At 71.4% G+C, this 14,063-nt stretch carries 14 protein-coding genes and 1 riboswitch; of the genes, 6 read left to right on the plus strand and 8 right to left on the minus strand.

Translation table 11 applies throughout. From position 1 onward, the window contains the following. Positions 1-111: 111 nt before the first annotated feature. Positions 112-993, minus strand: a complete 882-nt coding sequence (locus PFX91_RS04740) for a LysR family transcriptional regulator (protein WP_285729680.1) — start codon at positions 991-993, stop codon at positions 112-114. Between the two features lie 265 nt (positions 994-1,258). Here PFX91_RS04740 and PFX91_RS04745 point away from each other — a divergent pair, with 265 nt between their 5' ends. Then, positions 1,259-1,531 carry a DUF6225 family protein gene (locus tag PFX91_RS04745; RefSeq protein WP_285729681.1) on the plus strand — a complete coding sequence of 91 codons (273 nt, stop codon included), beginning with the start codon at positions 1,259-1,261 and terminating at the stop codon, positions 1,529-1,531. Positions 1,532-1,623: 92 nt separating this feature from the next. Beyond that, the gene (locus PFX91_RS04750; protein WP_285729683.1) at positions 1,624-2,388 is read left to right on the plus strand and encodes an SDR family NAD(P)-dependent oxidoreductase; all 765 of its coding nucleotides are present in this window, start codon (positions 1,624-1,626) and stop codon (positions 2,386-2,388) included. Positions 2,389-2,406: 18 nt separating this feature from the next. Here PFX91_RS04750 and PFX91_RS04755 read toward each other — a convergent pair whose 3' ends face one another. Continuing rightward, positions 2,407-2,580: a hypothetical protein gene (locus PFX91_RS04755; RefSeq protein ID WP_285729685.1), complete on the minus strand. Its 174-nt coding sequence runs from the start codon at positions 2,578-2,580 to the stop codon at positions 2,407-2,409. Between the two features lie 58 nt (positions 2,581-2,638). Next, positions 2,639-2,908 carry an HPr family phosphocarrier protein gene (locus tag PFX91_RS04760; RefSeq protein ID WP_285729686.1) on the minus strand — a complete coding sequence of 90 codons (270 nt, stop codon included), beginning with the start codon at positions 2,906-2,908 and terminating at the stop codon, positions 2,639-2,641. A 480-nt stretch (positions 2,909-3,388) separates the two neighbouring features. Between PFX91_RS04760 and PFX91_RS04765 the strand changes: the two genes are divergently transcribed. Continuing rightward, positions 3,389-5,089, plus strand: a complete 1,701-nt coding sequence (locus PFX91_RS04765) for a putative PEP-binding protein (protein WP_285729688.1) — start codon at positions 3,389-3,391, stop codon at positions 5,087-5,089. 121 nt (positions 5,090-5,210) lie between these two features. On the opposite strand, the gene PFX91_RS04770 is transcribed toward PFX91_RS04765, so the two are convergent. Continuing rightward, a complete protein-coding gene (locus PFX91_RS04770; RefSeq protein ID WP_285729689.1) occupies positions 5,211-5,996 on the minus strand; it encodes an SAM-dependent methyltransferase in 786 nt (261 codons plus the stop codon). Positions 5,997-6,143: 147 nt separating this feature from the next. Then, the gene (argJ, locus tag PFX91_RS04775) at positions 6,144-7,304 is read right to left on the minus strand and encodes a bifunctional glutamate N-acetyltransferase/amino-acid acetyltransferase ArgJ (protein WP_285729690.1); all 1,161 of its coding nucleotides are present in this window, start codon (positions 7,302-7,304) and stop codon (positions 6,144-6,146) included. 167 nt (positions 7,305-7,471) lie between these two features. On the opposite strand from argJ, the gene PFX91_RS04780 reads away from it, so the two are divergent. Next, positions 7,472-8,506 carry a serine hydrolase domain-containing protein gene (locus PFX91_RS04780; RefSeq protein WP_285729691.1) on the plus strand — a complete coding sequence of 345 codons (1,035 nt, stop codon included), beginning with the start codon at positions 7,472-7,474 and terminating at the stop codon, positions 8,504-8,506. Between the two features lie 48 nt (positions 8,507-8,554). On the opposite strand, the gene otsB is transcribed toward PFX91_RS04780, so the two are convergent. Next, the gene (gene otsB, locus PFX91_RS04785) at positions 8,555-9,385 is read right to left on the minus strand and encodes a trehalose-phosphatase (RefSeq protein WP_285729692.1); all 831 of its coding nucleotides are present in this window, start codon (positions 9,383-9,385) and stop codon (positions 8,555-8,557) included. A 152-nt stretch (positions 9,386-9,537) separates the two neighbouring features. After that, the gene (locus PFX91_RS04790; protein WP_285729693.1) at positions 9,538-9,822 is read right to left on the minus strand and encodes a DUF3263 domain-containing protein; all 285 of its coding nucleotides are present in this window, start codon (positions 9,820-9,822) and stop codon (positions 9,538-9,540) included. Between the two features lie 298 nt (positions 9,823-10,120). Between PFX91_RS04790 and PFX91_RS04795 the strand changes: the two genes are divergently transcribed. Together PFX91_RS04795 and PFX91_RS04800 are read left to right on the plus strand one after the other, a co-directional pair. Then, positions 10,121-11,233: a S8 family serine peptidase gene (locus tag PFX91_RS04795; protein WP_352231627.1), complete on the plus strand. Its 1,113-nt coding sequence runs from the start codon at positions 10,121-10,123 to the stop codon at positions 11,231-11,233. Positions 11,234-11,520: 287 nt separating this feature from the next. Then, positions 11,521-12,111: a GrpB family protein gene (locus PFX91_RS04800; protein WP_285729696.1), complete on the plus strand. Its 591-nt coding sequence runs from the start codon at positions 11,521-11,523 to the stop codon at positions 12,109-12,111. Positions 12,112-12,204: 93 nt separating this feature from the next. Here the strand turns inward: PFX91_RS04800 and PFX91_RS04805 are convergent, their stop codons facing one another. Continuing rightward, complete coding sequence (locus PFX91_RS04805) at positions 12,205-13,641, minus strand: alpha,alpha-trehalose-phosphate synthase (UDP-forming) (protein ID WP_285729698.1); 1,437 nt, start codon at positions 13,639-13,641, stop codon at positions 12,205-12,207. Positions 13,642-13,910: 269 nt separating this feature from the next. After that, positions 13,911-14,052: riboswitch (SAM riboswitch) on the plus strand. Positions 14,053-14,063: the final 11 nt, after the last annotated feature.

The raw sequence follows: 14,063 nt of genomic DNA on the forward strand, positions 1-14,063 counted from the left end.
CCTTCTCTCTGACGGGCCTTGCCCTGGCGCACCTTCGTGCTCGTGGAGGTGTGCCGGGGCCGGGGCCTACGGTGGACGGGAACGGGGAGGGGGACCTCTTCGATCGGTCCGCTAGGCGAGGGCCTCGGCGAGCGCGGCGGCCAGGACCGGCACCCCCGGGTTCTGGTTCCCCCGTGGCCACACCAGTCCGAGCGCGGACTCGGGAAGGCCGCTCACCGGGACCAGGACGAGGTCGTCCCGGTCGACGTGGGAGTCCGTCTCGCCGCACAGGAGCATGGCGCCCCGCCCCGCCGCGACCTGGGACACGCCCTCGCCCAGGGTGGCCACGCCCGGCTCGTGGTGGATGGTCCTGCCGAGCGGTGTGACGGTGGGGGCGTGTACGCGAAGCCAGTAGTCGGGGGGCTGCCGGACCGGAATGAGCGGAACCCTCGCCATGTCCTCCACCCCGATGAGGGAACGTGAGGCGAGGGAGTGGTCGGCGGGCAGCACGAGGTGCTGTGGCCTCCGCGAGAAGACCGGCCCCACCACCAGGTCCTGTTCGCGGACCGGCAGCAGGACGACGGCCGCGTCCACCTCGCCCTCGCGCAGTGGGCCGAACGGGTCCGCGACCTCCACGATCTCCACCCGGGCTCCGGGCTCGTGCTCCTCGAACGCGCGGACCGCCTCGGTGACGGGTCCGCGCATCCGGCCGCCCAGCCCCAGACGCACGTGCGGCCGTTCGCGCGTGGTCCGCTCACGGACACGGTCCACCACCGCGGCCAGATTCTGGAAGGCGGGGCGCAGGGCGTCGAGGAACTCCTCGCCCAAGGGGGTGAGGGCGCCCGTGGGGGAGGAGGGGTCCGTCAACGGGGCGCCGACACGTTCCTCCAGGGAGCGGGTCAGCCGGAGCACCTCTTCCGGTGGTACGCCGAGCCGTTCACCCGCCCGTTCGGGACGTGACTCCTCCGCCAACGCCAGGAAGCACTCCAGCTCCCGGATCTCGATTCCGTGCAACCAACCCGCCCCTTGATCGTGTCCGCTGACGTGCGACCCCCGTACACGAGAGGGCCGACGGAACATCCCTCATGGAAGCACGTGGGCGGCGGGGCGTTCTCCCCAGCCTCCCCTTCCGCCCCGGCGAAGGGGGGAGGGAGGAGGTTCCGGTGTCCGTGTGCGGGAAAGAGTGGGCTACCCGTCGCCGCCTGCGAAGGAGCGTCGTGGACCTCCCCACGACTCGGGAGAGGACGAGGAGCCGCAAGAGGAAAGGGAGAGTGGCTTTGTGACCGACCAGCCGTTGACCGCCGGAGACCTGCGTCGTGCCCTGGAGGCACTGCCGGACGACACCCCCGTGCGCGCTCTGGCCGTGGCCCCCAGCGCCGACCACGTCGACGTGCACGTGCTCACCCGCGCGGTGATCGACCAGCTCACCGTCGCGTGGGGGTCCGACCTGAGATACCGAGGCCGTCCCTACCTGCGCCTGGACCTGCGCCTTCAACAGGGTCCCGAACACCGCGCCCTGACCGAGCCCGCGGGCACACCCGAACACGGCTGACGACGCGCGGCCACGGGCCCACGCCCTCACGCGGGCCCGACGGTGATCACCGGATACGCTCTGCGCGACAGCGATTCCCGGGAGGAGCCACCATGACAGCGACCGCGGTCGTCACCGGAGCGAGCAGCGGAATCGGGGCCGCCACCGCACGCGGGCTCGCGGAGCGGGGCTACACGGTGGTCCTGGTCGCCCGTCGTGTCGACCGGATCCGGGCTCTGGCCGAAGAGCTGGTCGAGGAGGGCCACGACGCCCGCCCGTACGCCCTCGACGTCACCGACAGGGCGGCCGTCGACGCCTTCGCCGAGTCACTGCCCGCCTGTGACGTGTTGGTGAACAACGCGGGAGGGGCCATCGGCGTCGACACCGTCGCCACCGCGGACCCCGCCGACTGGCGTGCCATGTACGAGCTCAACGTCATCGGTGTGCTCAACATGACCCAGGCCCTGCTGCCCAAGCTGATCGCCGGTGGCGACGGCACCGTGCTCATCGTCTCCTCCACGGCCGGCCATGTGGTCTACGAGGGCGGGGGCGGTTACGTGGCCGCCAAACACGGCGCGCACACCCTCGCCGCGACGTTGCGCCTGGAGCTGTGCGGGGAGCCCGTGCGGGTGGTGGAGATCGCGCCCGGGATGGTCAAGACCGAGGAGTTCTCGCTCAACCGTCTGCACGGCGACGCCGAGGCGGCCGAGGCCGTCTACGCGGGTGTCCCCGATCCGCTGAGCGCCGAGGACGTGGCGGACACCGTCGTGTGGGCGGTCACCCGGCCCTCGCACGTGAACATCGACCTGATGGTGGTGCGCCCGCGCGCGCAGGCGGCCCAGCACAAGGTCCACCGGATCGCGCCGGACGAGGGGTAGGCCGCCACGGCGCGGGGTTCAGTCCTCGGAGCGGTCCGGGACGCACTCGGCGCAGGCGCAGTGGTTCGTGGTGGACATGGACCGGCATCGCGTGCAGATCTGCCGCTTCGTTCCGGGGGGGTCGTGCTTCCAGTCGTGCCGGCCTCGCCTACAGATACCCGAAGGGCTGATGGCGGTGTCTTCGGTGTCCATGACAGCACGGTAGCCGTGGCGCGGGGGGATCGCCAGCGCTCGCGCCACGGCCGGAGCCTCAGGCGTCCAGATCCTTGGCGAGCATCTCCGCCAGTCCGTCCAGGACCGTGTCGGCGTCCTCGGACTCCTCACACGTCAAGGTCACCGTCTCGCCGTGCCCGGCGCCCAGCGCCATCACCGCGAGCACGCTGCGGGCGTCCACCGGTTCGTGGCCCTCCTTGGAGATCGTGACGGGCAGTCCGGACGCGTTGACGGCCCGGACGAAGAGGGCGGCCGGGCGGGCGTGCAGGCCGAGTCGGGAGGCGATGGCCACGGTGCGCTGGGGCATGTCGGTCCTTCAGGGTCGTCGGACGGGCCGGCGCGGCCGACCCGTGTCGGAGCTCGTCGACCGTGTCGCGCGCGGCCCCTCGGTCCGCGTGCCCGGCGGGTGCGCCCGGGGCCCACGAGTATCGCACCGTGGACGCCGGGTGTCATCGGAGCCGAACCGTCGCCCCTTCCCGGAACCCGGAACTCGGGAGACGGGGTGACGAGCGCGCCTCCCCCGTGGTCGGATCCGGGTCCGCGCCGACGCCCCCTCGTGCGAGGACGTCGGGACGGTGGTTCTGGAGAGGCGCGGTGTTGCGGTCGGGGTCGGACTCGTCGGACCTTCGTCCACAGGGGCTACCGCCGCTCGCCGTCGTGGGGTTTGCTGGAGACGAGGCCCACCGCACTCGTCACCGTCCACGGTCCCGGACCGACGTCCCCGGCACGGGGGGACCCGAGAGGCGGTCGCCCGGCAGCACACCGTTCGCCGACGTACGGAGCGATCATGGCACGGATCGATCCCCTCCACGCGACAGCCGGCACCGCCCGGTTCTCGGGTATCCCGGCCGGTCCCGGGATCGGTGTCGGACCGGTGGCACGCATGGCGGCACCGCCGTCCCTGCCCGTGGAACGTCCGGCCGTGGACGACCCCGGCCACGAGGCCGCACGGGCACGGCGGGCCCTGGAGGAGGTGGGCGACCTGTTGGACCGACAGGCCGGGGGGCTCGAAGGCGAGGCGGCGGCGGTACTCGACGCCCAGGCGCTCATGGCCCGTGATCCCGAGCTCGCGCGGCGCGTCGGTGAGCGCACGGGGAAGGGGGACTCCGCCGCGTGGGCGGTCCACGCCGCGTGCGGGACCTACCAGGAGTCGCTGCTGGCGGCGGGGGGTCGCCCGGCCGACCGTGCGGAAGACCTCGCCCACGTCCGGGACCGGGCCGTGGCGCTGCTCCTGGACCGGCCGATGCCCGAGCCTCCCGACCCCGGGGTCCCTCACGTGCTGGTCGCCGACGACCTCGCACCCGCCGACATGGTCCGGCTCGACCCCCGCCGCGTGCTGGGCGTGGTCACCCGCCATGGCGGCCCCACCGGTCACACGGTCATCCTGGCCCGGGCGCTCGGTATTCCGGCGGTGGTGGGGTGCGAGGGAGCCGAAGGGTTGGTCGACGGAACGCGGGTGGCGGTCGACGGCGACGAGGGGACGGTCCTGGTCGAGCCCGACGAGGAGTTCGTCGACCGCGTGCGCCGAAGGGCCGAAGACACTCGCGCGCTGCTCGCGGGCTCCACCGGCCCCGGGCGGACCGCGGACGAGGTGGCGATCCCGCTCCTGCTCAACGTCGGGGAGGGGGATCCGCGCGAGGCGGGGGCGCACGACAGCGAGGGCGTGGGACTGCTGCGCACCGAGTTCCTGTTCCTGGATCGGACCGAGCCGCCCTCGATCGGGGAGCAGACCGACGTCTACACGGCTCTGTTCGAGGAATTCGCCGGACGTGTCGTCACGGTCCGAACCCTGGACGCGGGCTCCGACACACCGCTGGCCTTCGCCCCCACCGGACAGGAGGCCAACCCGGCGCTCGGTGTCCGGGGTTTTCGCACGTCACGCCTGCATCCGGAACTGCTCACCGCGCAGCTCGCCGCCATCGCCGCGGCCTCGGGGCGAAGCTCGGCACGGGTCAGGGTCATGGCGCCGATGGTGTCCACACCGGACGAGGCCGCCGCGTTCGTCGCCTTGGCGCGTGAGGCCGGGCTCTCCGACGCCGGTGTGATGATCGAGGTGCCCGGGGCGGCGCTGCTCGCCGACAGGCTTCTGCCCCTGGTGGACTTCGTGTCCATCGGCACCAACGACCTGGCGCAGTACACGATGGGCGTGGACCGGACGCTGGGCGCACTGCCCGACCTGCTCGACCCTTGGCAGCCGGCCCTGCTCCGACTGGTGGGGACGGTGGGCGAGGCGGGGGAGCGTGCGGGGCGTCCGGTGGGCGTGTGCGGTGAGGCCGCCTCCGACCCGCTGTTGGCCCTGGTCCTGGTGGGCCTGGGCGCCACCAGCCTGTCGATGTCGGCGTCGGCGTCGGCCGCCGTGCGCCACGCGTTGGGGTTGCACACCCGGAAGCGGTGCCGGGAGCTGGCCGAGGCGGCGCTGGCCGCCCCCGACGCCGCACAGGCCAGGGAGGCGGCCAGGGCCGCCGCTGAGCCCGGAGTCCTCGGATGACGAGGCCGGTCGGCGGGGACGGCACGCGTGCGGAGGAGGGGCGTCCCTCGCGAGGCCGGGCGGTGACGCCCGACGCCGGTGCCCGGCCTCCTTCCTCTGGGAAGATCCGACCGTGGACGGGTCAGGGCTTACGGGCCATTCCGCCGTACTGGTCCACGTGCACGGCGTGTCCGACCTCGGCCGGGGCGGGGCGCCAGAAGGGCACCGACACCACACCGGGTTCCAGGATCTCCAGCCCGTCGAAGAAGCGCTCGATCTGTTCGGGGGAGCGCAGGTGGATGTGGGAGGAGGCGTTGGCGTTCCAGTGGGCGGCCGCCTCGATGATCTCCGGGCTGGTGTTCGTGCTGTCGTTGGTGACGAAGAAACTGCCAGGGCTGAGCGCGCCCACGTAGGCGCGGACCAGGGACAGCGCCGTGTCCTCGTCGGCGATGTGGGCGAGGGTGCCCATGATCAACAGGCCGATCGGCTGGTCGAAGTCCAGGTACTCGCGGGCCTGGCCCAGGAGCTTCTCCGGCTCGGTCAGGTCGGCGTCGATGTAGTTCGTGGCGCCACGCGGATCACTGGTGAGCAGGGCCCTGGCGTGCGCGAGCACGAGCGGGTCGTTGTCGACGTAGACGATCCTGGACTCGGGGGCGACGCTCTGGGCCACCTCGTGGGTGTTGTTGGCCGTGGGCAGTCCGGTGCCGATGTCGAGGAACTGGCGGATCCCCTCCTCCTTGGCGAGGTAGGTGACCGCGCGGTTCAAAAAGGCCCGGTCGGCGCGGGCCGCCGCGACGATTCCCGGGAAGGTCTCCTGGATGTGGTCGCCGACCTCGCGGTCCGGAGGGTAGTTGTCCTTGCCGCCCAACCAGTAGTTCCATACCCGCGCGGAGTGGGCCACGCTGGTATCGATGGGAAGGTCTGCCATAGAGCGCTCACTCTGCTTCATGTGTGGACAAGGAAGTCCAAAGTAGCGCTTTCGCATGACACCGGAGACGTCGGCGACACACGGCTTTCCCCGGGTGCGGGAGGCGGTCGTGCGGTGCCCCCGACCCGATGGGGTCGAGGGCACGGCTCAGGTCGTGTAGTCGGCGTTGATGCGGATGTAGCCCTCGGTCAGGTCACAGCCGTAGGCGGTGAAACCTCCCCCGGCGATGCCCAGGTCGACGCCGATCACCACCTCCCCGCCCCGCAGATACCGGGCGGCGCGCTCCAACACCTCCTCGGTGGCCTCGGCGGGATAGGTCTCCACGTCACCGAAGTGGACGCGTACGCGCGAGGGGAGGATGTCGGTCTCGTCGGAGCACTTGCCGACCGCCATCACCACCCGTCCCCAGTTCGGGTCCGCGCCGTGCACGGCGGTCTTGACCAGGGGGGAGTTCACCACGGCCTTGGCCACCCGCTTGGCCTGGGCGTCGTCGCGCGCACCGCTCACCCGTACCTCGATCAGCTTGCTCGCGCCCTCGCCGTCGGAGGCGATCATCCGCACCAGCTTCAGCGCCACCTCGTACAGCGCCTCCTCGAACCCGGCCACGTCCACCGACCCGGCCAGACCGTTGGCGAAGATCGCCGCGGAGTCACTGGTGGAGGTGTCGGTGTCGATGCTCAGCGCGTTGAACGTGCGGTCCACCACCCGGCGGAACACCTCGTCCAGGACCGGCTGTTCCAGCTCGGCGTCGGTGAAGAACCAGGCCAGCATCGTCGCCATGTCCGGCTCGATCATGCCGACACCCTTGGCGATGCCCGTCAACGTCGCCTTCCCGATCCGCGCGGACGCGGCCTTGGGCCGGGTGTCGGTCGTCATCATCGCCGCCGCGGCGCGGTCCAGGTCGGCCGGGGGGAAGTCGGTGGGCAGCGCGTCCAGGTAGGAGCGGACCTTCTCGATGGGGTAGGGGCGGCCGATCACACCCGTGGAGGCGACCAGGATCTCCTCGGGCGCCACCCCCGCGGCCCGGGCCACCCGTTCCTGCACCTCGCGGGCGTGGTCGTCGCCGATCCTGCCGGTGGCCACGTTGGCGTTGCGGGCGATCACCGCGACGCCGCGCGCGCGTCCGTCCGCCGCGCAACGGCGGCTGAGGGTCACGCTGGGGCCGGCGAACCGGGATCGCGTGAACACCGCGGACACGTGCGCCGGGACCTCGGACACCACCGCGAAGAAATCGTCCTTCGGATCCTTGATCCCGATGTTTCCGGCCACGCCGCGGAAACCGGCGGGAACGGGGGTCTGGCTGCTCATCGTCCTCCTCGGGTCTTCCCGGCGTCAGACTACTCCGCCGGGCTCTGATCGCTCTTTCCGGCTGTGACCTGCGAGGGTTTCGTCCTATTCACATAGGCGGACGGTGTGACAACGACCTGGTAACGGGGTATCCGCCGAGGTACGGACCAGGTGGGGGGAGGCGTGTTGTGCGTGATGGTGACTGGCTCACGGAGACGGGGACGCGGATCCGCGGCGTCCTGACGGTGATGGTGGACGCCGGTTGGCTTCCGGGCGGCACGGCCGTCATCGGCACCGGTGGTATGTGGGAGTTCGTCGCGGTCGGTCGGGTCGACGCCGAGAACGACACCGCCCCGGACGTGGCCTACGACGTGGCGAGTCTGACCAAGGTGATGGCCACGTGGCCGCTCGTGGGTCGGGCGGTGGCCGAGGGGATCATGGACCTGGACGCGCCGATGTCCGAATACCTGGACGTGGACCGCCTTCCCGGGGCCGACGTGACCACCCGCCAGATCCTCACCCACACCAGCAGGCTCAACCCGGTGGCGTGGCTGGAGCGGTACGTGGGAACCGAACAGGACCTGGCCGAGGCGATCCTGGCCGATCCGCTGGAGGAGCCGGGGTACCACTACATCGACCGGGGCTTCATCCTCCTGGGGTTGCTCCTGGAACGCCTCTACGGCACGGGCCTGGACCGGTTGGCGGGCGACCTGTGGCGGGAGTTGGGCATGCGCTCCACGGCCTTCGGTCCGTTGGCGCGCTCACCCGGCGTCGCCCCCACCGAGTGCCGTATCCCCGGTGCGGCCCCGACCTGGGGGGTGGTGCACGACGAGGCGGCGGCGCTGATGGGCGGTGTGGCCGGCCACGCGGGGGCGTTCACCACGGCCATCGACCTCGGCGCCTTCTCCCGGGAACTGCTGCGTCTGTACGAGGGCGGCGTGGGGCCGATCCCGTCCTCCTACGTGCGCATGAGCTGGCGTCCGCACGTGGACGCGGGCGCGCGGCTGTGGCGGGGCCTGGGTTGGCTGGTCACCCCCGAGGGGGTCGTCTACCACAACGGCTTCACCGGGACGAGCCTGTTCATGCACCCGGGGAGCGGCCGGTACGTGGGAGTGCTGACCAACGCCGTGCACTACGGGCGGGACCGGACCGGTTTAGTGGATCTGAGGTCGGCGGCCAGATCCGCTCTCACTCCTCACCAGGCACACGAATCCCCGTCCTGAGAGACGGTTCGCCGACACGCGCGGACACACCGGCGACCTTGGCGGAGTTCAGCCCCGGGGGGAGCCGTGGAGCGCGTCGATGAGCAGGTCCAGGAGTTCGGCGAGTCCGGCGGGACCGGGGACCACCAGATCGGCCGCCTTGGCCACGGCCGTGGCCTCCTCGGAGGAGGAGCACACGTTGATCCCCTCGATGCCCTGGGAACGCAGGGCCACCACGGCCTCGAACGCGGGCAGGTCTCCCAGGTCGTCTCCGGCGTAGAGCAGGGTGCGAGGACCCGTCTCGGCGACGAGCGCGGTGAGCGCGGACCCCTTGTCCACATCCTGTGGACGGAGTTCGATGACCATCCGTCCGGGCTCCACCCGCAGGTCGGCCCGCTCGGCCAGCGCGCCCAGGGCGGGGGCGAGCAGGGCCAGGGCGCCGTCGGGATCGGCGGTACGTCGGGTGTGCACGGCCAAGGAGCGGCCCTTGTCCTCGATCCAGGTGCCCTCCGGTGCCTCCAACCGGTCGAGCAGACCCGGCAGCTCCTCGCGCACCACGTCCACCCCCGGCGGGGCGGGTGCGGCGACCACACGACCGTCCGCCCAACGCTCGGCTCCGTAGTGCCCCAGCACGGTGATGCCGGGAACGCGGTCCAGCCCGCCCAGGTGTACCGCCGTCTCCGCCGGGCGTCCGGTGACCACCGCGATCGAACCGAGCAGGCCGGCCAGGTCGACGACCTTCTCCACGATGCCCGGATAGGGGGCGGACGCGCGGGGGTCGGCGACGATGGGCGCGAGCGTGCCGTCGAAGTCGAAGGCGGCCATCGCCTGCCGGGGCGCTTTCAGGAGGGCGTCGAGCGCGGCGCGTCCGGCGTTCGTCTCGGGCTGGGGCAGGAACATGGAGGACCTTTCCGGTGGGGCCGCGGGTGCGGACCGGGCGGGGCCGCCAGACTACCGAGGCCTTCCCGCCCGGAGGGGACGCCGCACGCGCGTGTGGTCGGGTTCCTTGCGATCGTTCCCTCGGGGCGCGAGGGGAGAAGGTGGGCGGCGGGTCAGAGCCGGATGCCCAGTCGGCGGGCGTTGCGTTGGCGACGGCGGTCGGCGCGCAGGCGGCGCAGCCGTTTGACGGTCAAGGGATCGAAGGCCAGGGCCTCGGGCCGGTCGACCAGACCGTTCAACAGTTGGTAGTAGCGGGTCGCGGAGAACCCGAACTCGTCACGGATCGCCTGCTCCTTGGACCCCTCGAACTTCCACCACTGGCGTTCGAAGGCGAGGATGCGCTGTTCGCGCTCGGCGAGGGCCGACTGACCGTCCTCGGTCGGACCGATATTCGGCATGGGACACCCCCTGAACGGGAAATTGGTTTGTCCGGATCGGCCTGACTCATGCTAGCGAGTCGACATGCCGGATGCGGGGTCGAAACCGCAGGACTAACACCGAAGATACAGTTGCGTTTCCTACTCCCGGGCCACTTGTCCACGCCGGAATCCTGTGCTCATGACAGAATTACGAAGGTCCGGGGAGGGCCGGGTGGAACGTCGACCGCATCGTTCGAGGGAGCCTGACGTGCTCGGGGGCAACAGCCGTAACAGGACACATACACGCCACGCGGGTGGCGGAACCGCTCCACCCTGGGTGGTCGTCGCCATCGCCGCCACCGTACTTCTCGGTCCGACGCAGGCTCCGGTCGCGGCCGACGCCATCCCCGACTTCCGACCCGAGCAGTGGGGCTTGCAGGCCATCGCCGCACAGGAGTTGTGGGACGACAACCTCGGCCAGGGGATCACCGTCGCCCTCCCGGGCGCCTCGGTCAACGAGGAGCACCCCGACCTGGTCGACAACATCCTGCTGGACACCGAGTTCGGCGACAACGACGGCGACATCGAGAAGGGGAACGCCGCCGCCGCCCTGGTCGCGGCACACGGGCACGGGAGGGACGCCGAGGGCGGTGTGCTCGGAGTGGTGCCCGGGGCCACCCTGCTGGTCCTGCCGACCGGAGGGCGGTTGGCCTCCGCCGTGCGCTTCGCCGCGCAGGAGGGCGCCCAGGTCATCCTGCTGCCCGAGACCGACGATGAGGTCGATCTGACCGGAGCCACACAGGACGCGGTCGGCAGAGGCGCGTTGGTCGTCGGCCCGGCCGGTGGACGGGAGGACCCCAACGTGCTCACCGTGGCCGGGACCGACGAGGACGGGGAACTCGTCTCCGGTTCGCCCGACTCCGAGGAGATCGAGCTGACCGCTCCCGGGGCCGACCTGGTGACCGCGAACGAGGACCTGGGGCAGACCGAGGTGACCGGCGCCCCGTACGCGGCGGCGTTGGCGGCCGGTGCCGCCGCCCTCCTGCGCGCGGAGCACCCCCAGCTGCGCCCCGAACAGGTACGCGAAGCCCTCGTGGAGGGGGCACTGCCCGGCCCCGACGGTCTGCCCGCCCTGCACGTGCCCTCCGCGCAGCAGCGGGCCAGTGGTGCGGCCCAGGACATCCCCGTGATCGACGAGGACCTCATCGACCAGCGTGAGCAGTCCGGGAACGTACCGGTATGGGCGTGGTTCGTCGCGATCGGCGCGGTCCTGGTCCTGGGCCTGTTGCTGCTGATCATGTGGGTGCGTCGCTCCACCGCCGACCCCTACGGCGTGCAGGCCGTGCGCAAGGAGGAGGAGCAGAGGATCGCCGCCGAACGCGCCGCGGAGGAAGCGTCCTCCGGCCGCCGTAAGAAGGGCGGCCGGCGACGCAAGCCCCGCGGCGGATAGGACCGGAGGGAGCCCTGGCGCGAAGCGGAGGACCTCGGAGCCCGATCTCCCTCCCCGCCCGGACCCTCCGAACCGGGGGCGTCGCCTCGGCCCGCCGCGCGGGCTCCCCGAGCCCGAGGGGCCATGGCCTCGGCGACCCCGACCCGACAGGGCAAGGGGTGGAGGCTCCACGGCGTCGCTGCACGTCATGGGCCTCTCACGGACCGTGTCGCCGTATGTGCGCGTGCATATGTAAGGAACGGTGACCGGTCTTGACGTGGGCACTTCGGGAGACAAGGCTTTGGAGAATGTCACCCGTCGAAGCGTCTCCTCTGCCCTCACGAGGCGAGTCGAGGACCGAGCCCGCACCCGAGTTCCGCAACCTCGTCAACGGACGTGTCCGCCTCTCCGAGTACGACCCCAAGTGGCCCTACCTCTTCGAGCGAGAGGCCACCAGAGTGCGTGCGGCCCTCGGCGACCGCGTCCTGCTCTTCGAGCACGTGGGTTCCACCGCGGTGCCCGGCCTCGCGGCCAAACCCTGCGTCGACCTGTTGCTGGTCGTCGCCGACTCCTCCGACGAACCCGCCTATCTGCCCGACCTCGAAGCCGCCGGGTACTCCCTGGTCATCCGGGAACCCGACTGGTACGAACACCGGGTGCTCAAGGGCGCCGAGGTCAACCTCAACCTGCACGTGTTCAGCCGGGGCTGTGAGGAGGCGGAGCGGATGCGTCGGTTCCGCGACCTCCTCGTCGCCGACGCCGACGCGCGCGAACGCTACCTCGCGGTCAAACGCGAGCTGGCCGAACGCACCTGGGACCGCATCCAGGACTACTCCGAGGCCAAGTCCGACATCGTGGAGCGGCTCCTGGCCGAGGCCGATGCGGCTTCCGGGGACTGACCCCGGGGACCGTACGCGCCCAGGCCGGGCGCGGGCGTTTCCGGACGGCAACGAAGCGGGGCGCGCACACCGTGCGCGCCCCGACCGGTGTCCTCAGTCCAGCGAACGCAGCTGTTCCTGGAACCACCGTCGCGGCGGCAGCGCCACCGCGGCCTCGACCAGACGCTCCCTGCGCCTGCGCCGCTCCGCCTCGGGCATCGACAGCGCCCGGTGCAGGGCCTCCGCCGTCTCCACGGTGTCGTAGGGGTTGACCAGCAGAGCGTGCTCGCCCAGCTCGTCGGCGGCACCCGCCTCGTGTGAGAGCACCAGCACGGAGTCGCGCTCCGACAGCACCGGGCCCTCCTTGGCCACCAGGTTCATGCCGTCCCGGATCGGATTCACCAGCAGGACGTCGGCCAGCTGGTACGACGCGAGCGAGCGCGGGTAGTCGTCGTTGACCTCCAACACCACGGGGGTCCATTCGGCGGTCGCGAACTCGGCGTTGATCTCCTTGGCCTTGCGCGTGACCGTCTCGGTGTACGCGCGGTACTCCGGCACGTCCCCCCGACTCGGGTAGGCGAACGCCAGGTGCGTCACCCGACCCCGCCACTCCGGGCGGGTGACCAGAAGCTCCCGATAGGCCTCCAGGCCGCGCACGATGTTCTTGGACAGCTCGGTGCGGTCCACCCGCACGATGAGCCTGGTGTCGCCGACGGCCTCCTCCAGGGTGGCGCGGCGTGCGGCCACGGTCGGACCGGAGGCGTTCTCCCGCAACTCCTCCTCGTCCGCGCCCAGGGCGTGCACGCCCAGCTCGATCACCCGACCGCCGTACTCCACGGTGCGGCGACCGAAGTCCACGTCCGCCCGCAGGATCCTCGCGCAGCAACGCAGGAACGCCTCCACCCACCGCGGGCTGTGGAAACCCAGCCGGTCGGCGCCCAGCATCCCCTCCAGAAGCTCGCGCGCGACCTGGCCGGGCAGCATCCCGAAGTACTCCGGGGGCGCCCACGGGGTGTGCGAGAAGTGCGCGATGCGCAGATCGGGGCGTCGGGTACGGAGGATGCGCGGGACCAGGGCCAGGTGGTAGTCCTGCACGGCCACGCGCGCGCCCTCGGCGGCACCCGCCACCAGGGCCTCGGCGAACGCGTTGTTGTAGGCGGTGTAGTCCTCCCACAGCTTGCGGAAGTGGGATCCGAAGGACGGCTTGTTCGGGGTGTCGTACAGCATGTGCTGCACGAACCACAGGGCCGAGTTGGCCACCCCGGTGTAGGCGCCCTCGAAGGTCTCTCGGGGGATGTCCAGCATGTGGACCCGCATGCCGCCCAGGTCGTGGGTGCGGTCCAGGCGGGCCCCCGGGGCCTCGGCCGCCGCCCGCCGGTCGGCGTCCGACAGCGCGGCGCACACCCAGATGCTGTCGATCTCGGTGGCCACCGAGATCATCCCCGACACCAGACCACCTCCGCCGCGCCGATGCTCCAGGGAACCGTCGTCGGCGATCGAGAAGGACACGGGTCCTCTGTTGGCGGCGATGAGGATCTGTGCCTTGTCCACGTGATGGTCCTCTCGAAGATGCTGCTGAAGAACGGGGGCGAACGCGGGAGCGCACCCTAATGTCTCGCCTGCCGGCAACGGTCCCAAACCCTCTTCGGGTCAACGGGGGCACTTGTCACACCAGTGGCCGCACGGCCTCGGGTCCGATGGGGCCGTCTCAGCATGTGAGCCACTTCGTGTTACCCCGGTCACGGGCCGTGGAAAAGCGGCCGACCCGTCCGTTACAGTGACCGTGCGGATCCCCCGAGGACCCGCCCACAACTTCACATTGCTCATCCAGAGGGGTGGAGGGACCGGCCCTGCGAAGCCCCGGCAACCATCCCGGCACGCGATGCTCGCGAACCCGCGAGGCGGCTGGGACAGGTGCCAACTCCGGCCTGGGGACAAGGTGTCCACCAGGAAAGATGAGGGGAGACGCCTCG

Source organism: Nocardiopsis sp. ATB16-24 (assembly GCF_030271535.1).
Taxonomy (GTDB): Bacteria; Actinomycetota; Actinomycetes; order Streptosporangiales; family Streptosporangiaceae; genus Nocardiopsis.

Excerpts from the sequence above, each read along its gene's own strand:
- PFX91_RS04750 (WP_285729683.1), top strand. The coding sequence starts at position 1,624 with ATGACAGCGACCGCGGTCGTCACCGGAGCGAGCAGCGGAATCGGGGCC.
- PFX91_RS04755 (WP_285729685.1), bottom strand. The coding sequence starts at position 2,580 with ATGGACACCGAAGACACCGCCATCAGCCCTTCGGGTATCTGTAGGCGA.
- PFX91_RS04760 (WP_285729686.1), bottom strand. The coding sequence starts at position 2,908 with ATGCCCCAGCGCACCGTGGCCATCGCCTCCCGACTCGGCCTGCACGCC.
- PFX91_RS04765 (WP_285729688.1), top strand. The coding sequence starts at position 3,389 with ATGGCACGGATCGATCCCCTCCACGCGACAGCCGGCACCGCCCGGTTC.
- PFX91_RS04770 (WP_285729689.1), bottom strand. The coding sequence starts at position 5,996 with ATGGCAGACCTTCCCATCGATACCAGCGTGGCCCACTCCGCGCGGGTA.
- argJ (WP_285729690.1), bottom strand. The coding sequence starts at position 7,304 with ATGAGCAGCCAGACCCCCGTTCCCGCCGGTTTCCGCGGCGTGGCCGGA.
- otsB (WP_285729692.1), bottom strand. The coding sequence starts at position 9,385 with ATGTTCCTGCCCCAGCCCGAGACGAACGCCGGACGCGCCGCGCTCGAC.
- PFX91_RS04790 (WP_285729693.1), bottom strand. The coding sequence starts at position 9,822 with ATGCCGAATATCGGTCCGACCGAGGACGGTCAGTCGGCCCTCGCCGAG.
- PFX91_RS04800 (WP_285729696.1), top strand. The coding sequence starts at position 11,521 with ATGTCACCCGTCGAAGCGTCTCCTCTGCCCTCACGAGGCGAGTCGAGG.